At 44.0% G+C, this 23422-nt stretch carries 35 protein-coding genes and 2 pseudogenes; 20 read left to right on the forward strand and 17 right to left on the reverse strand.

What is annotated here, in order from left to right; all coding sequences use genetic code 11:
* Positions 1–47 precede the first annotated feature (47 nt).
* Positions 48–824, reverse strand: coding sequence for a BRO-N domain-containing protein (locus tag AACL31_RS01245; RefSeq protein WP_339053683.1), 777 nt, complete (start codon positions 822–824; stop codon positions 48–50).
* Between the two features lie 294 nt (positions 825–1118).
* Positions 1119–1931: a BRO-N domain-containing protein gene (locus AACL31_RS01250; RefSeq protein WP_339053684.1), complete on the reverse strand. Its 813-nt coding sequence runs from the start codon at positions 1929–1931 to the stop codon at positions 1119–1121.
* Positions 1932–2036: 105 nt separating this feature from the next.
* Here AACL31_RS01250 and AACL31_RS01255 point away from each other — a divergent pair, with 105 nt between their 5' ends.
* On the forward strand, positions 2037–2375 hold the full coding sequence (locus tag AACL31_RS01255) for a hypothetical protein (protein WP_339053685.1): 339 nt from the start codon (positions 2037–2039) through the stop codon (positions 2373–2375).
* Positions 2376–2448: 73 nt separating this feature from the next.
* Here AACL31_RS01255 and AACL31_RS01260 read toward each other — a convergent pair whose 3' ends face one another.
* The 9 genes and pseudogenes from AACL31_RS01260 to AACL31_RS01300 all read right to left on the reverse strand — a co-directional run bounded on the left by AACL31_RS01260 (position 2449) and on the right by AACL31_RS01300 (position 7811).
* Positions 2449–2706 (reverse strand): hypothetical protein, encoded by a 258-nt coding sequence (locus AACL31_RS01260; RefSeq protein WP_339053226.1) that lies wholly within the window; start codon positions 2704–2706, stop codon positions 2449–2451.
* A gap of 14 nt (positions 2707–2720) precedes the next feature.
* Positions 2721–3242 carry a pentapeptide repeat-containing protein gene (locus AACL31_RS01265; protein ID WP_339053686.1) on the reverse strand — a complete coding sequence of 174 codons (522 nt, stop codon included), beginning with the start codon at positions 3240–3242 and terminating at the stop codon, positions 2721–2723.
* Between the two features lie 262 nt (positions 3243–3504).
* On the reverse strand, positions 3505–4059 hold the full coding sequence (locus AACL31_RS01270; RefSeq protein WP_310513679.1) for a DUF2815 family protein: 555 nt from the start codon (positions 4057–4059) through the stop codon (positions 3505–3507).
* A gap of 15 nt (positions 4060–4074) precedes the next feature.
* Positions 4075–4341: pseudogene (locus AACL31_RS01275) on the reverse strand (DUF2800 domain-containing protein); the annotation flags it as partial.
* Between the two features lie 154 nt (positions 4342–4495).
* On the reverse strand, positions 4496–5701 hold the full coding sequence (locus tag AACL31_RS01280; RefSeq protein WP_310513469.1) for an IS91 family transposase: 1206 nt from the start codon (positions 5699–5701) through the stop codon (positions 4496–4498).
* Between the two features lie 76 nt (positions 5702–5777).
* Positions 5778–6773 (reverse strand): DUF2800 domain-containing protein, encoded by a 996-nt coding sequence (locus tag AACL31_RS01285; RefSeq protein ID WP_339053687.1) that lies wholly within the window; start codon positions 6771–6773, stop codon positions 5778–5780.
* A gap of 37 nt (positions 6774–6810) precedes the next feature.
* Complete coding sequence (locus AACL31_RS01290; RefSeq protein WP_339053688.1) at positions 6811–7158, reverse strand: hypothetical protein; 348 nt, start codon at positions 7156–7158, stop codon at positions 6811–6813.
* A 14-nt stretch (positions 7159–7172) separates the two neighbouring features.
* A complete protein-coding gene (locus AACL31_RS01295) occupies positions 7173–7664 on the reverse strand; it encodes a hypothetical protein (protein WP_339053689.1) in 492 nt (163 codons plus the stop codon).
* 12 nt (positions 7665–7676) lie between these two features.
* Positions 7677–7811 (reverse strand): hypothetical protein, encoded by a 135-nt coding sequence (locus AACL31_RS01300; protein ID WP_339053341.1) that lies wholly within the window; start codon positions 7809–7811, stop codon positions 7677–7679.
* Positions 7812–7948: 137 nt separating this feature from the next.
* Here AACL31_RS01300 and AACL31_RS01305 point away from each other — a divergent pair, with 137 nt between their 5' ends.
* Complete coding sequence (locus AACL31_RS01305) at positions 7949–8461, forward strand: hypothetical protein (RefSeq protein ID WP_339053690.1); 513 nt, start codon at positions 7949–7951, stop codon at positions 8459–8461.
* A gap of 141 nt (positions 8462–8602) precedes the next feature.
* Here the strand turns inward: AACL31_RS01305 and AACL31_RS01310 are convergent, their stop codons facing one another.
* Positions 8603–8902 carry a hypothetical protein gene (locus tag AACL31_RS01310; RefSeq protein WP_310513657.1) on the reverse strand — a complete coding sequence of 100 codons (300 nt, stop codon included), beginning with the start codon at positions 8900–8902 and terminating at the stop codon, positions 8603–8605.
* A 377-nt stretch (positions 8903–9279) separates the two neighbouring features.
* Between AACL31_RS01310 and AACL31_RS01315 the strand changes: the two genes are divergently transcribed.
* Positions 9280–9519 (forward strand): hypothetical protein, encoded by a 240-nt coding sequence (locus AACL31_RS01315; RefSeq protein ID WP_310513645.1) that lies wholly within the window; start codon positions 9280–9282, stop codon positions 9517–9519.
* Here the strand turns inward: AACL31_RS01315 and AACL31_RS01320 are convergent.
* From AACL31_RS01320 to AACL31_RS01335, 4 genes are all read right to left on the reverse strand, one after another.
* Complete coding sequence (locus AACL31_RS01320) at positions 9488–9721, reverse strand: hypothetical protein (protein WP_310513069.1); 234 nt, start codon at positions 9719–9721, stop codon at positions 9488–9490. The genes AACL31_RS01315 and AACL31_RS01320 overlap by 32 nt on opposite strands.
* A 32-nt stretch (positions 9722–9753) precedes the next feature.
* The gene (locus AACL31_RS01325) at positions 9754–9888 is read right to left on the reverse strand and encodes a hypothetical protein (RefSeq protein ID WP_339053345.1); all 135 of its coding nucleotides are present in this window, start codon (positions 9886–9888) and stop codon (positions 9754–9756) included.
* Positions 9889–10107: 219 nt separating this feature from the next.
* Positions 10108–10326 (reverse strand): S24 family peptidase, encoded by a 219-nt coding sequence (locus AACL31_RS01330; protein WP_339053691.1) that lies wholly within the window; start codon positions 10324–10326, stop codon positions 10108–10110.
* An 18-nt stretch (positions 10327–10344) separates the two neighbouring features.
* Positions 10345–10806, reverse strand: a complete 462-nt coding sequence (locus AACL31_RS01335) for a helix-turn-helix domain-containing protein (RefSeq protein WP_310513232.1) — start codon at positions 10804–10806, stop codon at positions 10345–10347.
* 146 nt (positions 10807–10952) lie between these two features.
* Between AACL31_RS01335 and AACL31_RS01340 the strand changes: the two genes are divergently transcribed.
* The 5 genes from AACL31_RS01340 to AACL31_RS01360 all read left to right on the forward strand — a co-directional run bounded on the left by AACL31_RS01340 (position 10953) and on the right by AACL31_RS01360 (position 14783).
* Positions 10953–11183: a helix-turn-helix transcriptional regulator gene (locus AACL31_RS01340; RefSeq protein ID WP_339053692.1), complete on the forward strand. Its 231-nt coding sequence runs from the start codon at positions 10953–10955 to the stop codon at positions 11181–11183.
* Positions 11184–11186: 3 nt separating this feature from the next.
* Positions 11187–13349 carry an AAA family ATPase gene (locus tag AACL31_RS01345; protein ID WP_339053348.1) on the forward strand — a complete coding sequence of 721 codons (2163 nt, stop codon included), beginning with the start codon at positions 11187–11189 and terminating at the stop codon, positions 13347–13349.
* A gap of 2 nt (positions 13350–13351) precedes the next feature.
* Positions 13352–13477 (forward strand): hypothetical protein, encoded by a 126-nt coding sequence (locus tag AACL31_RS01350; RefSeq protein ID WP_339053693.1) that lies wholly within the window; start codon positions 13352–13354, stop codon positions 13475–13477.
* Positions 13478–13666: 189 nt separating this feature from the next.
* Positions 13667–14098: an antiterminator Q family protein gene (locus tag AACL31_RS01355; RefSeq protein ID WP_339053694.1), complete on the forward strand. Its 432-nt coding sequence runs from the start codon at positions 13667–13669 to the stop codon at positions 14096–14098.
* A 115-nt stretch (positions 14099–14213) separates the two neighbouring features.
* On the forward strand, positions 14214–14783 hold the full coding sequence (locus tag AACL31_RS01360; protein ID WP_339053695.1) for a hypothetical protein: 570 nt from the start codon (positions 14214–14216) through the stop codon (positions 14781–14783).
* Here the strand turns inward: AACL31_RS01360 and AACL31_RS01365 are convergent.
* Complete coding sequence (locus AACL31_RS01365) at positions 14764–14913, reverse strand: hypothetical protein (protein ID WP_339053351.1); 150 nt, start codon at positions 14911–14913, stop codon at positions 14764–14766. The two genes, AACL31_RS01360 and AACL31_RS01365, sit on opposite strands and share 20 nt — an antisense overlap.
* 200 nt (positions 14914–15113) lie before the next feature.
* On the opposite strand from AACL31_RS01365, the gene AACL31_RS01370 reads away from it, so the two are divergent.
* From AACL31_RS01370 to AACL31_RS01415, 12 genes and pseudogenes are all read left to right on the forward strand, one after another.
* Positions 15114–15335, forward strand: a complete 222-nt coding sequence (locus AACL31_RS01370; protein WP_339053639.1) for a phage holin family protein — start codon at positions 15114–15116, stop codon at positions 15333–15335.
* Positions 15295–15777 (forward strand): lysozyme, encoded by a 483-nt coding sequence (locus AACL31_RS01375; RefSeq protein ID WP_339053638.1) that lies wholly within the window; start codon positions 15295–15297, stop codon positions 15775–15777. Before AACL31_RS01370 ends, AACL31_RS01375 begins: the two co-directional genes overlap by 41 nt.
* Positions 15747–16127, forward strand: coding sequence for a hypothetical protein (locus tag AACL31_RS01380; RefSeq protein WP_339053696.1), 381 nt, complete (start codon positions 15747–15749; stop codon positions 16125–16127). The genes AACL31_RS01375 and AACL31_RS01380 overlap by 31 nt, the downstream gene beginning before the upstream one ends.
* Positions 16042–16269, forward strand: coding sequence for an Rz1-like lysis system protein LysC (lysC, locus tag AACL31_RS20860; protein ID WP_422389257.1), 228 nt, complete (start codon positions 16042–16044; stop codon positions 16267–16269). The genes AACL31_RS01380 and lysC overlap by 86 nt, the downstream gene beginning before the upstream one ends.
* Complete coding sequence (locus AACL31_RS20865; protein WP_409014156.1) at positions 16259–16324, forward strand: hypothetical protein; 66 nt, start codon at positions 16259–16261, stop codon at positions 16322–16324. The genes lysC and AACL31_RS20865 overlap by 11 nt, the downstream gene beginning before the upstream one ends.
* A 69-nt stretch (positions 16325–16393) precedes the next feature.
* Positions 16394–16867, forward strand: a complete 474-nt coding sequence (locus tag AACL31_RS01385) for a DUF2280 domain-containing protein (RefSeq protein ID WP_310513533.1) — start codon at positions 16394–16396, stop codon at positions 16865–16867.
* Positions 16868–17030: 163 nt separating this feature from the next.
* Positions 17031–18653 carry a TerL protein gene (locus tag AACL31_RS01390; RefSeq protein ID WP_339053697.1) on the forward strand — a complete coding sequence of 541 codons (1623 nt, stop codon included), beginning with the start codon at positions 17031–17033 and terminating at the stop codon, positions 18651–18653.
* Positions 18650–20050, forward strand: coding sequence for a DUF1073 domain-containing protein (locus AACL31_RS01395; RefSeq protein ID WP_339053698.1), 1401 nt, complete (start codon positions 18650–18652; stop codon positions 20048–20050). The genes AACL31_RS01390 and AACL31_RS01395 overlap by 4 nt, the downstream gene beginning before the upstream one ends.
* Positions 19959–20714, forward strand: coding sequence for a phage minor head protein (locus tag AACL31_RS01400; protein WP_310513535.1), 756 nt, complete (start codon positions 19959–19961; stop codon positions 20712–20714). Before AACL31_RS01395 ends, AACL31_RS01400 begins: the two co-directional genes overlap by 92 nt.
* Positions 20715–20719: 5 nt before the next feature.
* A pseudogene (locus AACL31_RS01405) lies at positions 20720–21930 on the forward strand (DUF2213 domain-containing protein).
* A gap of 2 nt (positions 21931–21932) precedes the next feature.
* Positions 21933–22451: a structural cement protein Gp24 gene (locus AACL31_RS01410; protein ID WP_422389258.1), complete on the forward strand. Its 519-nt coding sequence runs from the start codon at positions 21933–21935 to the stop codon at positions 22449–22451.
* A gap of 10 nt (positions 22452–22461) precedes the next feature.
* A complete protein-coding gene (locus AACL31_RS01415) occupies positions 22462–23403 on the forward strand; it encodes a DUF2184 domain-containing protein (RefSeq protein WP_339053357.1) in 942 nt (313 codons plus the stop codon).
* Positions 23404–23422 lie beyond the last annotated feature (19 nt).

Consider the following 23422-nt stretch of genomic DNA (forward strand, 5'->3'; position numbering starts at 1 on the left):
GTTAAATTGATGAAAGATTGCCCCTTAGCAAGGGGCGTTAAGATTAATTAGTGACGTTCTAAGAAGTGGGTCAATTCACCTTCGTACCACTGATCGGTGCGCGCGGTGATTATCCCGATTTGTTGATGGTGGAATTGCTCAAAAAGCTGTTTTATTTCCGCTAAAACGGTATCGATATTCTCACGCTTACGTAAAAGTCGTTTGATAACCTGTTTTTCAGCGTCATTGATAATCTGGCGTAGTGACTCGGTGATATAGTAAATCCGTCTGCATTCGTCAGCCATTAACGGTATATGCTCTACCTGAAAACGCTCCGGTGATGGTGTGCCAGTGACTTCACGTAAAGCCAGCCACACCGCATTAGTCCATGAACGCTCAAACCGGAAGCCATTTGTCATACACCAAACTAAATGCGTTAGGTTACGTGTATCCGAATGAGTAAAACGCTCTACGGCTTTTGGTTGATATTTTGGGGTAAAGTTACTGGTTTGATTAATTGTTTGCTTATCGAGAATATCCAGCACCCATTTTCTGAATTCTTTTGCTACTGGCGTATTCGCAAACATAGCGATCAGGTGTGCGCCACGTAAGGAGAATATACGGGTCTTTTTGTGCTGTAACCCATTGATTTTACCGCTGACGGTCAAATTGACCGTCTGTGTCATACATGATGTAAATTCGTCTTTATTACGGTTAAATATTTTGGTAACAGAGTCAATTTGTTGATACTGCAAAGCTCTAGCAAGTTCAGTAGAAGTAAACCAAATTTGGTTTTTATGAGAAATAGTTTCAAGAGCAGTACTGCGGAAAATTAAAGTAGTCATAGTAATGATTTCCTTCTTAAATTAGGATAATCACCACCAAAGAGTTTGCAGGCTCTTAATATGGCGGTGAACTGAACAGGGCTGCAAAAACCGGCTAAGAAGGATCCCGGCGAGCCTTTCGGCTCCCCCATCCAGTCCACCATTGATTCTTGATATGGCAGACTGACGCATAAAAAAACACGCTGTTGGCGTGCTATGCGCCTTCTTAGTTACGGCAGGTTTGCAGACCTGGCACCTGATTTATCAGATGCAAATAAACTATAGCGCATGATTTTTGCTTTCGTCAATGGGTATTTAAATAAGTTCGCTTTTTGCTGCTTCTTGTTCAGCAATAAGAATTTCCCTGAATTTCTTGATTGCGTTGTCGTTGTAGCGAAAGGACTCAACCTCTTTATTGCTGTAAGGGGATTTATCGAGATAGGTATCACCGTATGCTTTAACTTTCATCTTATTGTCATTAGCGATACGCCCAATCTTATTTGCGGAAACATTAAACATTTTACCAATCTCTGTTGCTGTATAATGTTTTTCGGTGATAAGCGGCAAGGGGATCACTTCACTACCCGCAATAGGGTTAATCAGTCCGGCTATGATAGTTTGTCTGGCGTTATCGGAAAGGTTTGTTGCCCATTCAAATATCTTCTTCACATTTTCCATTTGAATTTGTATGGCTTTAGCCTGAATTTCTATCGCCTTTGCTTTACGAAATTCAGGTAATCCGCTACCTTCGTCTTTGTGATGCTTTTTAATGCTATAGCTTCCGTGTTGACGTAATGCTGGTAAAACGTCTTCACAGACCCAATCCTGAACACGTTCAGCGGAAGGAAGTTTGCTTTTAAGTATCAGACGGAAAACATCCCCTTCAGGTACAAGGATGATTCCTTTAGGTCTGAATCCTAAACTTAATTCTGCCGTTTCAGCACAATTAAGTTTAATCAATGACTTACAATGATCATTTAATGCTTTTGCTGGCTGTGCATATCCTAAAGCTTCAGCAACTTTTACGGCAAAGAATACTGGTTTGCCTTGATAAAGGGTTCCCTGTAATTCAATACCTAAATCATCGGTTTTGAAAGTCATTAATTCGGTTTTGGTAATTTTAGACATAAAAATATTTCTCCGTAATGGAACGAATGAAGGTATTAATGTGAAAGATTTTGCAGATTGAACCCTAAACCCGTTATACTTACCTAAACACGGGAGGATAACGTTATGGGTCAAGTTGCATTTGATACATTAAAATTTGTTGAAACGCTTGAAGGTGCTGGTTTACCTAAAGACCAGGCAAAAGCTATATCTCTGGCTGTTCGTGAATCGCACGAAGCGGTTGATGTAGCGACTAAAGCTGATATTACCGAAGTCAAACGTGATATAGCTGATGTTCGCAAAGACTTATCTGCTGAGATGAATTTACGTTTTGAGAAAACTGATGGTCAGATAGCGTTGATTCGTAAAGACGTTGAAACTATTGCTACTGGATTACTTTTAAAACTTGGTGGTGTAATCGTTGTGACTATTAGTGCTGCAACGGCAATACTGAAATTCTTCTAATTCTTGCACTATAATTATCATTGGGCTGTTAGCTGAATGGTATAGCAGGGGATTTAATTCTTCGGTTGCAGGTTCAAGTCCTGCACAGCCCGCCAATTTCACGATATATCTTCATCAGCCTTCGATTCTCTTTTTTAAGACGCTCATTTTCTTTTGTTAAGCACTGTATAATTTCCTTGAAAGTTCTTGTTTCCATGTCGTCGTCATTCCATATATCAATGCTGCTTAAGTATTTTGCATCGCTCAAATGACGACTACCATTAGTTACTCCAACCAAATTGCCCATATTGGGATGTTTCGCTGTTACAATGCGTGGATTATCGAGCTCCATAAGCAGACTCCTTCTTATTGCGCTGTTTGGTTTAACCAGTCAGGGCGTTCACCTTTACCCAAGTAAAAATCCAGAATGTCAAGTAAACGAGGGTAGAATTCAAGTGCTTTTCTACCGTCCATCCCTGAGATTTCTTCTTTGGTAAATTGCCGCCATTTCTCTACCGAATGATGCTGACATCCAGCACTCAGATATTCTCCATTTGTGATTGTGATTGGATAGGTTTCACCGATGATCATAAATGTAAACTCTGGCAGGTTGGCTCCATATAGGTTGGCTCCATATAGGTTGGCTCCATATAGGTTGGCTCCACGTAGGTCGGCTCCATATAGGTTGGCTCCATATAGGTTGGCTCCACGTAGGTCGGCTCCACGTAGGTCGGCTCCATATAGGTTGGCTCCATATAGGTCGGCTCCACGTAGGTCGGCTTCACGTAGGTTGGCTCTACACAGGTCGGCCTTAGATCCATCCTCGCCAAGCGACTCTACCCAAACTTTATGTTCATCAAGTATTTTTCTTAATTCATCGCTGTTCATTTTTTACCCTTAATTTAGGCAATAAAAAAGACCTGATTAGGTCTTATACATTTGTGTGAGATAGGATGTATGCCGAGTGCCTCTCGGTGTCCGCTTACAGTCATGACGGACGGGTAAACGCAATCAAACGCTATTAGCTATTTGAAAGATAATTTATAGTGTTGACTGTCCCACGAGCGCAGAGCCGTATTCACACATCCTTAAATTGATTAGATTGCCTGAATGTTTAACCACCTCAGGCCGCAGTGGTTTCTCTGGTGTTTTAAAAGGCGATATCGTCTTCTTCCTCAGCCATGCTCAGGTCGTCAAACTCGTCAACGGAGGCCACGCTTCCACCGCTAAAGGCATCGCCATCCCGGAAAAACTGAACCCCTCTTAAGGAGGCTGAAACCCCTTTACCATTATTGTCATAGGCATAAAATTCAATGGTGGCGTTAACGTAACAGCCAGAGTAGGGACGACCGTCCTGTGCGGTGAGTGGTGTACGATTTACGTCAATGACTAACGGACGATCTTTATTACTGGCGGTGATGTACATATTTCCGGCATAGCCATCGTATTCTTTATTGTCGCCATCGCGGAAGCAAAAACGGTTGTTGGAGTGGCAGATGCTGTTATAAATTTTTTCTACCTCTTTGGCTCCCCATTTTTCCTTAATGACCGCCTTAATCCCCGTTTTGATTTCTTCAATCAGGTCAGTACGGCTTTTGGCGATAAGGAAATTGGCACGGTATTTGAACGCTCCTTGACCACTGACTTGCGTAGGTTCAAATAATTCAGGAAAAGCCAGACGTACGTTGTTTAATTTAATTTTCATCACGTTACCTTTTAATTAGATGGATTTATCAGCGAGTGCCGCTTCGGTCACATCGTCAAAGTCGTTTAAGGGATTAATAACAAGGGCAGGGCGAGGGTCAGATTCCGGTGCGATAACGGGTTTCCCGTCTGCTCGCTCAATAAGTGCTTCCAGTTTTGCCCAGCGACTCGGTTTGTCTTTTTTAAGTAGTTTCTCAGCCTGTGGCGGACTAATAATTTTCTTGTGGTAGATTTGTTCCTGTTTAAGTTTGGCGGCTTTTAACAGCGTTTCGGCTTCACGTTCATGGTTAGGAAATTGAATATTAATTATTTCTTTTTTTCTGACCTTAATTGCTGATACGGATGACCGATCTCTAGTTTCACCATCAAGTAGTCGCCTGGCTTTTCGTCAACCAGAGGTTTTTTTATACAATAAATTGAATTTAGTTAGATCTTCCCTACGCGGTTTTCCGTAACCCTCGCGCCTTTTTGACTATCTTACGGCGCATTTCCAGTAATACTTCTGCTCTGATACCCACCTGTACGCTGTTAAAAATCATCCGGCTCCCACATAATATGCATTGATACGGATCCACATTCGTAAAGTGTTTCATCAGCGACGCAAAGCCCGGTTTATGCGGTTTTTTCTTCACCTGCATACCCAGTGCCGCATAGACTTTCGGCAGCAAAATACCCCGTTTCCGGTTGGCCAGAAAGCCGTAATACCGCACCATCTTAAAATGCTGTGACGGGATATGGCTGATGTAGCGCAACAACATTGCTTCCTGGCTCAGATATTGGGTGCGGTGCTTTCCCGTCCGGTGATCATAGTAATGATGGACAACAGTGCCGCCGTTATAATGACGCAGTTTTGAGGCTGCAACCGGCGGGCGTTTCAGGTAACGGCCAAGATAATTGACATTTTGTCGGGCATGTTTGGTTTTTTTCGCAAAGTGAATTTTCCAGCGCCGCTGGTACTGTGATTCCAGAAACTGACACCATTCCCGGTAGTCGCGGATATGCACATAGCCGGCAGCAGGTAAATTCAGCCCGCCGTAATTCTCTCGAAGTAACGCGATGACAGCCCGGCGCCAGTACCGCTCTACTACTTTCTTTTTGAAGAAAACCGGTCGCCAGACGTCGTGTTTGCGGCATAATCCGCCGCGGGTCACCGATAAATGGATATGCGGGTGTTGGTTAAGCTGACGCCCGTAAGTATGCAGGGCGACAAACAACCCGATTTCGATATTGAGTTTTTCTGCCCATTTCAGCAGGGTTCGAGCGGCACAGGCAAACAACTGATTCAGTAATGGCCAGTTGTGATTAAATGCCGGCCAGAGTTTATCGGGCATAGTGAAAGTGATGTGCTGCCATTCGCAGTCTGGCAAAATGTGTTGCTGCTCGGCTATCCACTGTTCGGTGGCTTTCATCCCGCAGGCGCTGCAGCCTTTGCTTTTGCAGCTCTGACAGAAATATTTGGTGTGCGGGCAGTCAGGGGAGTCGCAGCAATAACGACGGATACCCATAGCACCGGTGCCACAGGCGAGCATCCGTTCGACGACCAGTTTAGTCCATTCGGGAACGGAAGAGCCGTATTTCATGAGTAACCGGTTCCAGCCGTCATCTATCTGGAAGAGAAGTTTTGCGGGTCGGGGAATATACATACACCGGATTATAACGGGAGGCGGTTACTAAGGACAGCCATTTACTTACAGCGTCTTAGCTCCCGACGCAGGCGGGCTACTGTCCATCACACCAGGTGCGATTACCCTGTTTGCCGGTAACCAGTTTAAAGCCCGGTACCGATTGCCCCGTATGTAATGCCTCAGCGACCCGATTTCGCAGGGCTTTACAAAAACTCTCTATCAAATCGATATGCGGGTAGAGTGTTGCCATTTGCCCAGGGGTTAGTAACGTAATACGTTTCGGCGCATCGCTTAATTGTGGTGCGAGCGGTTGGGTCAAATCGACAAAATCGCCTTTGACTTCATTATGGACAAATTGCGCCTGGGCAAAACACAATCCGCCTTTTGCTTTGCAGAACTGGCATTGCCTGATGCCCGGTGAAAAGGCACTATCCGGTAGCGCATCAAGCCCGTTGCGCTCGGCAAGGGTTACCATCTCCATGGCTTTTTGCGCCCTCAATCTGGCTAAGTCCCCAAAGTCTTTTAAGTCCTCAACCGATAGCGCCCATTCGGACAGATGGTTAAGTCTGGGCTGATGAATAAAAAGACGAACCGTGTTAAAATCATAAATAAGGTCAAACTGATGTAACGCCCCTAGCGCATAGAGCATAAGTTGCGCATTTTGCCTGGCATCGACTTTAACGCCTTTACCGTATTTCAGGTCATGGATTTGTAACTCATCCTCGCTGACAATAATCGCATCGGCGGTACCAAACGAATTCTCTACGTCAATGACGGCTGAAAAGTCAACTCGCTCCTCAACCTGTAAGATTTTCCCGTCCGCAAGCCTCCAGACGGTATCGATATAGGTCTGGACGTGCTCAATCATCTCCTCATCCACTTGTGGCGAGTTGGCTTTTAACAATGGATACGTGCCGATATAGTCTTTCGCATCAAATCCAGATGTTCGTCTACGCCCGTCACTAAACGGGTTTTGGCGCATTGTTAAGATACTTTTCGCTAACGCATGCGCCGCGCTTCCTTCTTCCGCAAACGGCGATGTTTTATCGGGTAAGGTGGCCTCGACTGCGAGACTAGCTGCGCATCTCATCCACCTATGCGCTGAGGAGGGAGAAAGTTTTGCATGTTCAGCCATCGCTACCCTCGGCATTATCATCGGCTAAAACGCGTTGGGCTTTCTCGATAAACTGAACCAGATTGTCATCGGTAACGTCACCCGTTTTTTTAGCGTTGAATGAGGCGAGGATATCCACCGCTTCATTGCGATATCCGCCTTTGACCAGTTGAGTAATGCAGGCCGAAGCCTCACTGCGAAGTGCCTTAAAATCAATCGGTTTGACTTCTGCTGGGGTAGGCAATTCACGCAGTAATGACAAGGCAAATTCGCGACGATCGGTAATGCCAAAGAGATTATCCCAGTTAGCCAGTATTTTTAGGCATACGTCGAAGGTTTTGGCTTTAGGAAGAAATGTCACTTTAGGTAACCCGTTTAAGGCGCAATAAAGTGCATCAATTTGCCCGGTAACGCTATCTGCTTTTTCGGACGCAAATCAAGTGATTCAATATCCACCGGTTCGGGCTTAGGCGCTACTTCAGGCGCTTCAATAATCGGCTCAATTGGTTTAACGGCTTTAGCAGGTTTCGTTTCGGTCTTTGGGGCTTGAACCTTTTTCTCGGCGACAACGGGGGCTGGTTTGTCTTCGGCTTTAGTGTGTGCTTTGACAACAGGCTCAGGTTCAATCGCTTCTTGAGGTTCAAAGGTAACCGATGGCGCAACAGGTTGTGGCTTAACATCCGGTGTGAAGGGTTTCGGCTTTTTCACCCCTGTCGGTTCATTTGGGTCACTGGGGTCATTTTCAGTATGTCCGACCAACTGACTGATTAACATTTTATGGGCTTCGGCCAGTTGATTGTGCGCCATGATCATTTGCGTGTGGTTTTCTGCCAGTCTTGCCAGCAGGGGGCTATTTGCGGTAAGCATTTTGCGTCGACCTCAACGATATACAGTGACAGGGAATTGGTGATTGCTATTACGTTTTAACGCTTCTAATTTTTGTAAATAGCGTAAACGCCGGACGTTGTTGTTCATCGGAAATCGCTCCGATGACAGGATTTTTGCTTTTTGCATGGTGGTTTTTCCGATGGAATGGGCTAGATAGGGTATGCCTGATTATTTTGCCACTTCAGGCCGCAGTGGTTCCTCTTGTACCCCTACAGAGAGAAATCGGCTAAAATAATTTCACCCTTACAGAGTGAGAGAGTTTTATGTCAGAAGATAAAAACATTATTACTAAAATAACTGAGGTGTTAACAAATACGACTTCATCTGTTGGTCAGGCTTTTAGTGCTGGACGGGCTATTCTCAGTATGAAAATCGATTATGAAGTCAAATCAAAAACGATAGATTTATTAAATAAATTAGGTGCGGTATCCCAACAACAAATACTACTTCAAGAATTTTTGATGATGGCAAAGAATCGCATCATTGAGCTTGAAAAAGAGGTTAATAACAAAGAGCAATGGTTGATTGAAAAATCTAATTATGAACTTTATAACCCTAAACCGGGTACGGTAGTCTACCGTAGCAAAATACCTGAAAGTGCTGAGCAAAAACCTCACTATCTTTGTATTCATTGCTATGAGTCTGGCGTGAAATCGATACTTCAATATGCTGTCATTAAACCAGGTGATACTTCTCTTCACGATGCGCTTTTCCATTGTCATAGATGCAATGCCTATTATGATTTCCCTTATGAGTATGTTAGGGATTACAAGTGATCAACTATTTTATTGAGTTGCCTGATATTTCTGGCGCGTCAGGCTCGCCCCCTTTGTGGTTTACGACAACACACAAAACAGGTATATCAATAATGAGTGACTAGCCTGGTTGACGATTGGGAAGCCTGGTTACCGTATACATCATGAATTGGCAAACCCAAAATTCTTATTGTTTTTACCAGGATCTTTACTAGCTCTTTTTTCTAGCTCTTCTGTTTCAAGTGCAATAAAACCGTCTCTGATAGCCGATGCAAGTGCTTTCGCCCTGACATTATCGATAGCGCGATTTGAATCCATTTCTGCCTGTAATGCATACAGTAGCGCTTCGCTGGCTTTCTCTTGAGATTTTTCACTCAATTCTTCAAATTTCATCATTTCTCCTAAATACCAATCGGTTTTGGCGGTGTGTGCCGGAGGTATCCGGATTATATCTACAGCCATATTGGTAGTGCCCTGGTGTTGGTTTTTAACTTAATGGCTGTATTTTGGTTATTCACACACCCCAAAACCGACTGTTTGGCGCATCATCTTTCTTGCTCTGACGCTACAGGGAAATATTTATCCAAGAATGTTTGTAGTAAAGCGAGGAGTTTTTCAGCCTTGGCTTCCCATCTACCAATAAAAAAACTCAAATCAGTATTTTGAACTACACCAAGATAAAAAACGATTGGGAGAGCAAGAATTATAAATAAAAACCTAATCGAAATATTGATATATCTGAGCATTTTGTTCACCGTAAAAAGGGCTAAAGCGCGGTGCTTGTTAACGTAATTTATTCATTGCCTGCTTTTAACCACGTCAGGCGAGGTGGTATCCTTATGGTTCGATTAACTTATAAGGAAAAAGTAATGTCCAATAAAAATGAAAAATTTGTATGCTATAAATACGATGCTCGCGCTTTAGCGGTCGAATACCTTAGACGTTGTGATAAAAAATTTACCCCTGAAGAATATCTTATTGAAGTTCTTAAACTAGAAGATGTTTATCAAAAAATTATTGAGGATGCTGGCAGCAAGAAGTCTTTAGCTATTTGGAAGAAGCTAGGCCAGAAAGATTAAAAACCATTCCAACTACTATCGCCTCGGCGGTAGTTTTTGCAGCGTTAATCACGTCTTCTTTTTCTGCACCGTTTTTCACTAAATGTGTCACAACGTCTAAAACCGCTTGCTCCACCGTATCCATACAGTGATGAACAATTTCTTTATCAATTTCTTTCCCGTCAATAATCACGGTTTTCCTACTTAACTGTTCGTTATCCATGTTTGACCTCTTAATTTAATGTAATTTAGCGTTTAACTGTCGTCACCCACCATAGGCCACTTCGCAAAATGACCTATAATTAGTGTTTTTTGCGTTTGCATTTCTTTTTCTGTCAGTGTTGCCCTTTCACGACCATTTTTATCAAATGGGGCTAATCTTCTCGCCAACCGGATCGCGTTTGACGGTACATCGCATTTTATGCGCAGGGGTCTATACAGAAAAATCTGTGCGGTTCCGACTTTCTAAATTGTTAAAGAGCAGGTATTCATATAAATTATTTTATTCATAATCGCATAGATAATATTATGCGAAAAATACATTTAGTCAATTATTTTTCGCATTATTTTTTTGATAAATCGTATTGGGCTTTGAGTAGAAGTACTCACTTAGTCTCTATGGTAAAGAGAATCCTTAGCAATGCCTGCCACGTAAATGATTTTTTTAATGGTTGACGCTGCAAGACGTATCGGTGGATGATCAGCGTTAATAGAAAGCAAATGAATAACGTCATCTCTTTGATAAAGAAATGTTTTTACCATAACCTGACCGTTATCATCTTGAACTAGAACCTCGTCACCGGGTTTATATTTATAGTTGGGTTCCATAACAACGAATTCTCCATGTTAAATTCGTGGCATCATCGATTCGCCTTGGCAACGAAGCGCAAAAGCATCTTTATCCTCCGTCGGCCAAACAATATAACCATAGTCATGTTCGATCGATGATTCTTTGGAATTCCAATATCCACCGCCGCCCAACTGTGTTGTTCCTAACACAGGAACCTTACAAAAATTAAACGGAATAGCATTGAGTTCGATCCTTGTGAATGATGTTATATCTCTTTCTTCATAGATATTTGTTGTACTTAAATCTTTATATAGCAATTCATTTGCTTCGACTCTAAAAAAATTAGCAATTTTTTGAACTATTTCTAATCGTGGACTTTTAACTTCTCCACTTAACATTCTATGTAGCGTTGGTTGTGGCATCCCAATTCGACGTGATAGTTCAGCAACGCTCTTTACCCCCTTTTCATCCATTAATATCTTGATATTTTTATTTAAATTTTGAGTCCCCATCCCCATTATGTTATCCCCTATAAATTATATATTAAATTCATAATATACTTTTACGTATATTATAATTGAATTTAAATAAATTTTTCGCATTGCAAATATTTATGCGAATTGGTATTTTTGACGATTAAATGAAATTAAATTGGAGAAATACCATGTATGAGAAATCACCTATAGAAATTGTCAAAGCATTATTAGCATTGGGCTTAACTCAATCAGAAATAGAAGCTAATACGGGTATTAAACAGCCTTCAATAAGCAGAATACTGACTGGAAAGACTAAGGATTCGCGTATATCTACGATGATTGCCCTAGAAAAATTTTATTTAAAGAAAATGACTAATTCTTCTACCAAGTCAAAATTAAATAAGTCAAAGGCCAAATAACCCATGCAAATCAATTATTCCGTCGGGCGTAGTGTTACTGATCAGCGCCCGAGTCCTGCTGTTGCTGGCTCTTTTGCTGAGTATCAGCAGGCGATAAAAAAATTAACCAAACATATTAATATTAGTCCCTCCGATCCAAAAGCGGTTTTCGACAAAAAGAAAAAAGCGCTTAATTATATCTGGGGTGCGATGAAAAATGTCAAGAAAGGGCGTAATGCGCTTAATGCGGGTAACCGCAGCGTGTTATGGCTTGACATGGATGGTTGTGCCTTAGACGCGTGGGAAATGCTTACAGGCATTCTCGGATTTTATCAATGTTTTGCCTATACCACTGCCAGTCATGAACATCCCGTTGTGCAGGGTGAGCAACGCTGGCGTATTGGTTTTTTGTTATCTCGTGAGGTGACTGCCTCCGAATATGCACAACTAGGACCACGGATTGAGCAGGAGTTGATGGATTGTTTCGAATTGCTCAGTGATCTGGCGATCAAGTGGGATCGCTCTGTCTATGAGCCTTCGCATATGGTTTTTGCTCCTCATGAAGGCGCTAAGTACCAAAGTTTTGAAGGTACCGTGGTTGATGTGGATACGCTTTTAGCCTCCGATAATACGCCTGTTATTGAGCATATCGATGTGCCTAAATCCGATAATGACGATCTAACCCGTCTAGTCGATTTGCAAAATATTAATGATCAGACGTTCGAAGATTTACGTTCCGCACTATGGTATCCGAAAATGATAAACCAGGCGGAGAATTACCCTTCATGGGTGGATATGGGCAATCGCCTCGCCTGGTTTAAAGACACACCCTTTGAGGAGGAAGCTAAAAAGATGTGGCTTGATTGGTCTTCGGCCGCCGATAAAGGAAACTTATCCGCCGCAGAAGCCAAATGGCCTGAACTACGCGCCGAAAGAACAGGCTATCAAGCAATATTCAGTTTAGCGCAAAAAGCAGGATGGGTAAATCCCGGGGCAGCGCGATTGAAAACGGGGGTTGCCAGTGAGATTGAATTACCTGTATCGCAACCGCATTTAGGCGGTTACGGAACCCCTGGAAAATTTATTGTTGAGGGGCTTATTCCTGTGGGTGTGACGGCGATTTATGGCGCTTCTTCTACCTTTAAATCCTATACCGCCTTGTCTATTAGCTTGCGCGTTGCCCTGATGAAACACCGTTGGGCGGGAAGGAACATAAAGGGCGGTTCTGTTCTCTATATTGCCGCAGAAGGTGGAAGCTCGATTTCGCCACGGGTAGGCGCATGGGCAGATAAATATAATAATGGTAACCCTATCAAAAACTTTTACACGTTACCGCGTGCGGTTGATTTAGCAGAGCCAAAGGTGGTTAATGGTGTATTGAAAGAAATTAAGCGTATAAAAGATGTAACCGGAGAGCCGGTACGTATGGTTGTGGTGGATACGTTATCGCAGTCGATGAACTCCGGTGATGAAAATAGTGCTGGGGATATGGCTAAATTTCTGGCGGGCGCAACCAGAGTTGCTTCAGAAATTGAAGCAGCGGTAGTTTTCATCCACCACACAGGGAAAGACAGTAATAAAGGGATGCGTGGCTCTTCTGCGGCTTTTGCAAACGTCGACTCGGTTATTAAGGTAGAGCGAGTGGGTGAGTCCGTTAACCTTATCAATGAGAAACAGCGTACTGGCCCCACCCAACCGACTAAAAGCTATCACGTCCCTACGGTACCACTACCCGATTACGTTATTGAGCAAAACGAAAGCGTTAATAACGACTATACCAGTACAGAAGGAGAGATCTACGAGCCGGTACGTTTAACAACCGAACGTGTGTTTGAAGATGTTCCTTTCGCTGAAATTATCACCACTTTTGATGATGAAAGCAAGCCCACAAAGCGTGATACACATGAAGCTTGGGTTTGGGAGCAATTAGACAGTGCAGGCGGACGTATTGAACGGGCAGTACTACGAGAAAGATGGAAAGATTTAGGTATGGAATCAAATATTCTGCGAACGGTTATCTCAAGAATGAAAAAGTCGCAAGGTGTTTCTGAGTCGTCTGATGGCATTATTTATGATTCGATACTAGCACTCGAACGTGAAAACGACCAAAAAGATGAGCGGAAAAATTTTCACAGTTTGCAAGAAAAACAAAAAAGCCAAAATCAACCAAGAGAAGAGATTATATAAATATGCAATTATTATACATAGATATGCAATTTTTAAGGTTAATTGGAAGTAAGGCGCAACATGAAGCGCAACAAAAAATAATATCATTGATTTTAAAAGGTTTTTTAGCGCAACAAAGCGCAACATGACGGCTAGCGAGAAGGCGCAACACAATACCCCTCTCACCCCCTTTAGGGGGTGAGAGGGGTATTGTGTTGCGCCTTAGCCGTTCCGGTTTTATTCAGTTCAAATGAATATGCAAAACCTGAAATGCCTGAATTGAAGTTTAAACGCGAGCGGCAAAAACATTCCCGTTCACAACAGGAGCGACAAAGATCATGAGCAGAGACATCGAGAAAATACTACTCCACTGGGGCGGGTGGTGTGCGGGTAATCCGTATGCCGCGGTAAGTTGGTTGCCGGTGGCATCGGGCTTTGATCGCTTCATGCCGTTTACCGGGGCAAATCGTTTATCATGCAGTGATGCAGATGGGTTAGTGATTGGTGTGTGCGTCAGTCGCCTTAACACGGTGGGGATGGCGAGAGAGCTGAATTACATCGAGGATTATTATATCCGTGGGATATCCAAGCGTGCTATCGCGCGAAAGTTTGCGGTACGAGAGGATGAGGTGCGAAAAAGAATGCAAATTGCGGAAGGCTTTATTTTGGGATGCTTAGAAACCCTTGATATTCAATTAGATATCGATGTGTTGTACAAATATCATACAAACAGTTATCAAACACTGGTGCGGCCGCAAAAGGTATGCTAAAGTGCCCATGATGAATTTTTGCGTCCAGCCGAAATGTACGCTGATAAATAAAACCTCGATTAAGTATTTTTTGCTCACCTCGCTTTTGCGAGGTTTTCTTTTTTGTGGGGTGGGGATGAACAAACTTCCAAGTGATTATTTCCTTGATGTGGATGATGACCTATTGGCATTTCTTGAAAAACAAGGTGAGGAGTGCGCTAAAGAAATTTACAAGTCGAATACGGTTAATATTGAAAACGCGTATAAATTGCTAAACATTTTGATAGTAGGCATTGGCTCCGCTTTCTTGCTCTTAACGCAAAAGCCAATTTTTGCGTATTTAACGATGGGTTTAGCTACCTTCCTGATGTGTTGGGTGCTCTGTGCAGGGTATCTGGTCTTGTTCTGCTTACGACCAAATATTAGAGGTGCTGTGTTTACTTCGCCAAACAGATTGTATACGCAACCTTACAAAGCCATTTGTGATACCGATTATAAAAATTTAGAAATCAAAGGGTTCAAAGCGCAAAGAAAACCCTTAACGCTCATACGGCGTTACCGGCTAATTGATTTATGTGCTACCGCAGATGAATTGATTAATATTAACATCAAAATTAGAAAACATTTAAATAGAGTGAGGATCGCAACAATCCTCACTCCAATATTATCAATGACAATATCTGCAATTACTTATTACTTTTTTTGATATTTTTCGCTGAATCCCCGACAACCATACGTTTTGTTGTGAAGTCTTTAGCACCTTGTTCTGGCGTGGTTTTTCCGGCGTTAGAAGATTGGGTGTTGTTTTCACTTGGTGATTGTTTTTGGTCAGACATAATTTTCCTTATTTTGACATTGGTTTATTTGACGATTTAACAATATCAAATACGGATATGTGCCGCCAGTCGCTTAACTGGCTTTATTTCGCTTTGGCATTTACGCCACCGCAATACTGACAAATCTAATAATCGAAACGAGTAAGGCGGTTGGCTCCCCTGTTTAATCCAAGCAATGGAACCCTCAACAAGGAGGGTATATGCGCATGCCTGAAAAATACTCAACCCCAACGGCCTATCTCTGGGGCATTATGACGACCATTTTAGGTTTTTTTACCCTTGAGGAGTGGGTGGCTATTGTCGGTATTGTCTGCACGATAGGGACATTTTTAATCAACGTGTACTACCGCAAAAAGGAGTACAAACTCAAGGAGCGTCAGTATGAAAATACCGAAAAAAATAGTGATGGCAACAGGCGGTAGTGCGTTGTTTCTAGCCTCAAGCATGATAACCCATTTTGAAGGGTTGAGACTCAAACCCTATTTCGATGGGGGTGGTGTGCTTTCCGTCTGTTACGGGCACACAGGCAACGATATTGAGCGTAACCGAACTTACACCAAAGAAGATTGCAACAAGTGGCTTGATGACGATTTGAAAGTGGTTAAACGTTATGTTGACCCGTTGATTAAGGTCAGTATCAATACGCTCACTCAGGCAGCCCTTTACTCATTTGCCTACAACGTGGGCGTCGGCAATTTTGCTAAATCCACCTTGCTTAAAAAGCTCAACACAAATGACCGAACGGGTGCTTGTGACGAGATGAAACGATGGGTTTATGTAAAAGGCGAAGTTTGGAAAGGGTTAATGACCCGTCGAGAAATAGAGAGCGTAATATGTTATGGCGACCTTACGCATTTGTCGTAGTGATTATTGCAGGACTAATCTTATGGGCATCTTGGTTGTTGACATCCTTAAACGAAGTCAGGGCATTAAATAAAAAACTCACTGTTGACCTCAATAAACAGGTAGCCATCACGACTAATGCTTTTCAGTCAATAAGGGTAATCAATGATATTGCACGAATTAATAGTGAAACCCGTCAGCGTAAAGCGGTTGACTCTGAAGCAACACAAGTAGCAATTAAAACGCATGTCGCCAATCGGGATTGCGCCAATCGCATTATCCCTAATGGTGCTGTTGTCGAGTTGCAGCAGCACACAAATCGAATACGTTCAGATTCCTCACATTCCGATACCCTCTCACCTACTCGCTGACTGCTTGCCGCCAGCGATTGCGGGTATGATGACATGGCGTGATAGCCTGATACTCAATGAGCAGTTACTGACAGTGATTGAACAGTGTAATCTTGACAAACAGGCAATAAAGCGAATTGAAGAGCAGAGAAATGATAGTTGAGAACGAAAAGCAGACAGAATATTTACAGCAGTACATCAAAACACAGTGTCAATAAATCAGTAAACGTGTTTTCGATTGAAATTAACCAGAATAAATTATATTAACTTAGTAGGAGGGGTAACCAATGGCGGCATTATCTCCAGAGGTTAAGGCCTTCATCGTGCAGTCGTTAGCCTGTTTCGATAGCCCAACTCAGGTGCTCAAACAGGTGAAACTGGAATTTGGATTAACGCTCACCGTACAACAGGTCTCTTCCTATGACCCCACAAAAGCGATTGGAAAAAGCCTTGGTCAAAAATGGGTTGATCTCTTTCACTTCACGCGAGAGCGATTCAAAAAAGAGATTAGTGATATTCCTATTGCCAATAAAGCGTATCGACTGCGTGTGTTAAACCGTATGGCGATTCGAACAGAGTCGATGGATAATTTTTTACTCACGGCGCAAATGATAGAGCAAGCAGCTAAAGAATGTGGTGACGCGTATACCAATAAACAGAAAATAGAACATTCAGGAACTTCACATAATCAGGTTGAATTAATCACGCATGAGATGACCCCCGAACAGGCGGCAGAAGCCTATAAAAAATTGATGGGGTAAAGGGCTAAAAATCGCTTACTTATTTTCACTAGAAATAATATTTAGATAAATATTATGTATTAATATCAATATACTACGTTAATTAATTTCCTGTTTTTATTTTTTATGTACGCAGTTATGTGCGATATATTTTTTTGACTCGCTTTTTTCTGGACAAATCCCTATGCCATTACCGTTCCCTTTTGACTTTAAAAAGCCGGATTATGTCCAGGTGTTTAAGTGGCGCGCGGAGCGACTACAACGTCTTCGGGAGCAGCCGGAAAGTTTTGAACTATTAACCCAATTTTACAAGGATAATCCCGCGCAGTTTATTATCGACTGGGGCATGACAACAGATCCGCGCAATATTGATTATGGACTACCGGTGACTATTCCTTTTTTGCTGTTCCCGAAACAGGAAGCCTGGATTGACTGGATAATGACCCGCTGGCGTGGGCGTGAAAATGGCATTACCGAAAAAAGCCGCGAAATGGGCTTAAGCTGGACGTCAATTGCGTTAGCCTGTGCGTTATGTCTCTTCAACAAGGAAATGGTGATTGGCTTAGGCTCCCGCAAAGAAGAGTACGTTGACAGCACCGGTGATCCGAAAGCGCTATTTTGGAAAGCGCGCAAGTTTGTGGAATCGTTACCTCAAGAGTTTAGGGGCGGTTGGGAAGCGAAAAAACACGCCCCCTACATGCGGGTCAATTTCCCAAACACAGGCGCCATTATCAAGGGTGAAGCAGGGGACAATATCGGACGGGGTGACCGCACGACACTCTATTTCGTCGATGAAGCCGCCTTTTTGCCCAGACCGTTACTGATTGATGCTGCCTTATCTCAAACCACCCGTTGCCGCATTGATTTGAGCTCGGTTAACGGCATGGCTAATCCGTTTGCCCAAAAACGTCATAGTGGCCGTATTCCGGTGTTTACCTTTCACTGGAGAAGTGACCCGCGCAAGGATGATGGATGGTACGAGAAAGAATGCCAGAAAATTGATAATCCGGTCATTGTGGCGCAAGAGTTGGATTTGAACTATCAGGCGTCGGTTGAAGGGGTGCTGATTCCGGCAGAGTGGGTACAAGCAGCAATTGATGCCCATACGAAACTTGGCATTAACCCAACCGGAATACGTCTAGGGGCCTTTGATGTGGCGGATGAGGGCAGAGACAAGAACGCCTTTTCTTGGCGGCATGGTTTTTTGCTTGAGGGTATCGAAGAGTGGTCAGGAAAAGGCAGCGATATTTTCGGCAGCGTTGAAACCGTTTTTCAGTTAGCGGATAAGTATCAGCTTGAGAGTTTTCGCTTTGATGAGGATGGGTTAGGTGCGGGCGTAAGAGGGGATGCGCGAATTATCAATGACCAGCGCAGACAAAGAAGAGCCGTACGTATTGACGCCGTGCCGTTTCGCGGCAGTGGCGGGGTGTTTGACCCAGACAAAGAAGCGATCGCCGGATTTGACGGCCAGAATGCGCGATTAAACAAGGATTTTTTTGCCAATGCCAAAGCGCAAAGTTGGTGGCATTTACGCAAACGCTTCCAAAATGTTTACCGAGCGGTAGTCGAAAAACAACCCTTCAAACCGGATGAACTGATTGCCATTAATGGCGCAATGCGACTCAAAGACAAACTCATCGTTGAATTATCGCAGCCAACCTATTCCATTAACGCGGTGGGAAAAATCGTAATAGATAAACAACCCGATGGGACAAAGTCACCCAATCTAGCCGATTCAGTGATGATCAACTTTGCCCCAATGAACACGGCACTTGAAATCTGGACACTACTGGGTAGAAGCGCATGACAAAAAAGAAAAAATCACACTCTCAAAAAACGGCTGACGGGTATGAGAATTTTACCGCCCGTGTCGGGATGCAAACCCCCAATCAACATGCGGATTCAACTTATCGCCCTGACTGGACAAGTCGAAACCGGTTATTACTCGAATATGCTTATCGCTCATCGTGGATCATTGGTGCGGCGGTCGATACCGTCGCCGATGATATGACCCGAAAAGGTGTTCGCATTACTTCACAAATGGAGTCGAGCGACAAAGGGGAAATCGAATCTTTATTTGATGAACTGGAAATCTGGGAGAGTCTCAATAACGCGATCAAGTGGTCACGGCTTTACGGCGGCGCATTAGGGCTTATTATGATAGAAGGGCAAGCGCCTTTTACACCATTACGTATCGAGACGATAGGACAAGGTAAATTCAAAGGTATTTTACCGCTTGACCGTTGGCAGGTTAACCCGGATTTGAATCGTCGTATCAAAACGTTAAGCAAGGACCTAGGTAGACCAGAATTCTACGACATTGTGACCGTTGAGAACGGCATTCCCGCCTGGAAAGTGCATCATAGTCGATTAATCCGTTTTGATGGGGTGACACTCCCTTACCAGCAAGCCAAAACCGAGAATGAGTGGGGCATGTCGTTCATTGAACGTATTTTTGACCGGTTAACCGCCTTTGATAGCACCACAACCGGTATTGCGCAATTGGTGTATAAAGCGCATTTACGAACATTCAAAGTGAATAAGCTCCGTGAAATCATCGGTTTTGGCGGCAAGCCATACGAATCGCTGATGAAGCACATGGACATGATACGTCAGTACCAGAGCAACGAAGGGATGACGCTCATGGATACGGACGATGACTTTGAAACGCATAGCTATTCGTTTTCAGGATTAGATAACGTGCTGGCGCGGTTTGCTGAACAGATTAGCGGAGCGACAGGTATTCCCTTAGTCCGGCTGTTTGGTCAATCCCCGTCAGGGTTCAATACTGGCGATGCCGATTTAGCCAATTACTACGACAATATCGCCACGCAACAATCAAGGCGATTAAAGCAACCGTTAAGGAAGCTATTTGAGATAGCGCATCAATCGGCATTAGGTAAACCCTTACCCGATGATTTTAGTTTTGCGTTTAATCCCCTTTGGCAAATGTCAGACATGGATAAGTCTACCGTCGCGGTTAACATGATTAATGCGCTCAATGCCGCGCAGGATGGCGGCATGCTGTCAATGAAAGCGGCCATGTCCTCGCTACGGGATTTGTCCGATGTTATCAGTATTGGCAGTACCATCACCGATGAGGATATCAATCATGCGGAAGACGAACCGCCGCCAAGGCTCAGTGCTGTCCACGCAGCGACGGTCAAAACGGGCGGAAACCCAATATCGAACGAGCCTGAGTAAGGTTGCCCGCGAAATTGGCGCTATTATCAACCAACGCTACGACGGTTCGAATGATTCAGTGCTGGACATTCAGCAAGCATTAGAGGATTACAGCGAACTTATCGAGAGTTGGGCAAGGCGGGTAGCGACAAAATTTGTCGACACGGTATCACAAGATAACGCGAAATTGTGGCAACAAAATAGCCATGAAATGAGCGGGGAACTCAAACAGTTAATTGCTCAAGCACCCGTGGGGCATGTCATGCAGTCTATTGTCCATGAGCAAATCAAGTACATTAAATCGCTGCCAATGGATGCCGCTGATAGAGTCTACGATATCCAAAACAGAGCGATTGAAGCGGTAGTGAACGGCGAAAGACCTGAACATTTTACCACAATGATAGCGCAATCCGGTCAGGTGGCGGCATCGCGGGCAAAGATGCTAGCCCGTACCGAACTAGGCCGAGCAACGCAAGCCTTAACTCAAGCGAGAGCATTGGCAATTGGCTCAACCGGCTATATTTGGCGTACCGCCCATGATGGTGATGTAAGGCCATCACACAAAAAACTGGAAGGTCAATTTATCGATTGGCACAACCCACCTACCCTGGATGGTATGACAGGGCACGCGGGCGCATTACCCAATTGCCGTTGCTACTGTGAAGTCTCTTTTTCTGACAGATAAAACCCATGAAATATTATTTTGAAACCCGTCTTGGTAACACCCGTTACCAGATGGCGGACGGCTCGCTATTGTGTAAAAACGTACCGATTGCCCGAACGGGCACGCAGGTTTATTCCGCCTTGGATTTGCCGAAGGTCAAACCGGATAGCCGCGGACAAATCCTGGTAGAAAGAGAGGAAAGTGACGTCTTTCGTCCCGAAACGCTGGCCTCGTTTGAAGGGATGAGTGTCACACTACTGCATCCCGAAGATGAAGAAGGCAATGTCATTTTTGTTGATACCGACAATTGGCGCGATTTGGCGCAGGGGCATGTACAAAATGTGAGGCGCGGAGAAGGTGAACAGGCGGATTTGATAATCGCGGATTTAATTATCAAAGATGCGCTCGCAATCGAGGAAATTAACAACGGCAACGACGAAGTCTCGTGTGGCTATGATGCGCAATACGAACAGATTGCGCCTGGCATCGCACGTCAGTATGAAATCGTTGGCAATCATGTCGCTCTGGTACCTAAAGGCAGAGCGGGAATACGATGTGCAATTGGAGACAGTATGTCAAACAAAACACAAACCTGGTTCAAACGGCTGCTAAGTGCCCATCGCACGAAGACGCCGTGGCAATGGAATCAGTCCTAAATAATCCGCCTGAATCCCTCACCGGTGATGAAGGCACCGGCGAGTTACCGAAGGCGATTAATATTACTATCAGCCCTCAAACCCCGATGCCAGCCGAAAAACCCGAAGTCGAGACCCGTGATGAGGGGGTACCGGATTACATTCAGGCTATTTTGACCCGGTTAGATGCTCTTGAGGGTAAAACCGCTGATAGTGGCGATAAACCGGAGGATAAAACAGCCGGTACCGTTGATGACGAGGAAAAAAACGAAAAGGCAGAAACCATTACCGGCGATGCGGCGTATAAAGCAGAGTTGATTATGCCAGGGATAGCCCTTTCAACACCAGTGAAACCCACGGCCTTTAAACGTCAGGTGTTAGCCAATGCAGACCAAACTATTGTGCGCTCTATTGTGGGAGATGCAGAAATTAACCGATTACCTAAGCGCACGGTGGATATGGCGTTTAATGCGGTCGCAGAACTTTCGAAAAACCACAATACCGCCAATACCCCCACTATCGATTCAATCCGAAAATCCGGCAATACTATCGCCGATTTAAACAAGGCAAATGCCGAATTTTGGGCAACACGAGGGAAATAAAAATGATGAAACCTTATCTTTATCGGATGCCAGTGGGTATCGCCGGTGCTATCTCACGCTATCGGGATTTGACCACTGAACCTGTCTTATTGAAATCTAAAGACGGTTTTCCCGCCTATGGATTAGCCGGGAAATATGACGGCGATTATTTTGTGCCGCTTGCCGAAGGTGATACCGCTGATGTTATCAAAGGCATCTATATTCGCCCTTATCCAACAACGCAAACGCAAGATTTTATTCAACAAGTCGGAAAAGATAAAAATTTCACCGGTGATGCGCTAAAGCGAGGCTATGTGATGGTGAATGTGGGTGTGGATAGCGAACAGGTTAAAAAAGGTGCCAAGGTCTATGTGCGAGTGGCAGGGGCAACGGATAAAAGCCCACTGGGTGCTATTTTAATTGCTGAAGAAAAAACGGGGTCAGGGGCGTCAGAAAACATAAATACCGTGATATTGGCTAATGCGGAATTCACCGGACACGGTGATGCTGACGGCAACGTTGAAATATCGTACAAAATTTAAGGAATAACCCATGTTAACATTTGACCAGCGTACGATTGACTCAACCGGCGCTTTTTTGATTGGTGAGCTTGAGCGTTTAGACCAGACGATTAATCTCCCTTTGGTGCAATATACCTATAGTCGTGATATTCAGTTACGAGAAGATGTTTCAATTGCGGATGATATTTCAAGTTTTACCCGTACCGGATTTGCCGCCGCAGGGACAGGCGCCAATCCAAACGGTAAAAACTGGATAGGGAAGGATTCTACCGCGATCGCCGGCGTGAATATCGATATTCAAAAAGAAGGGTTCCCACTGCAACTTTGGGGGATGGAGCTTGGCTGGACGGTCGTCGAACTTGAAGCCGCAAGACAAATTGGTCGTCCGGTAGATTCGCAAAAATATGACGGTATGCGTCTGAAATGGAATATGGACATTGACGAGCAAGTCTATATTGGTGACACCGCAATGAATGTAAAAGGGTTGCTCAATCTTGATAATATCAAGACCAATAACGCTGCCAAAAAGTGGAGCGAATCAACCGCCGATGAAATTCGCGACAGCATCAATAAAATATTAAGCGATGCGTGGGCAGCATCGGCGTACTCGATGGTTCCCACAGATTTACTTATTCCACCTGAACAATTTGCATTGTTATCCACTATTTTGGTGTCTAGTGCGGGTAACCAGTCCTTACTGACTTACCTGAAAACCAATACCATTGCGTATCATCAAAACGGTATCCCGCTGAATATCCGGGCGGTAAAATGGTTAAAAGGCCGTGGGGTAGGTAATAAAGATAGAATGGTGGCCTATACCAACGAAAAGCAATATGTACGCTTTCCGATGGTGCCACTACAAAGTATTCCCATTCAATACCGCGGATTGTATCAACTGACCACCTATTATGGTCGTCTAGGTGCCGTCGAGCCCGTTTATCGGGAAACGCTAGCTTACTGTGATGGCATTTAAGTCCCTATATGAGGCTTTC

The organism is Arsenophonus endosymbiont of Crataerina pallida, from assembly GCF_964020125.1.
Taxonomy (GTDB): Bacteria; Pseudomonadota; Gammaproteobacteria; order Enterobacterales; family Enterobacteriaceae; genus Arsenophonus; species Arsenophonus nilaparvatae.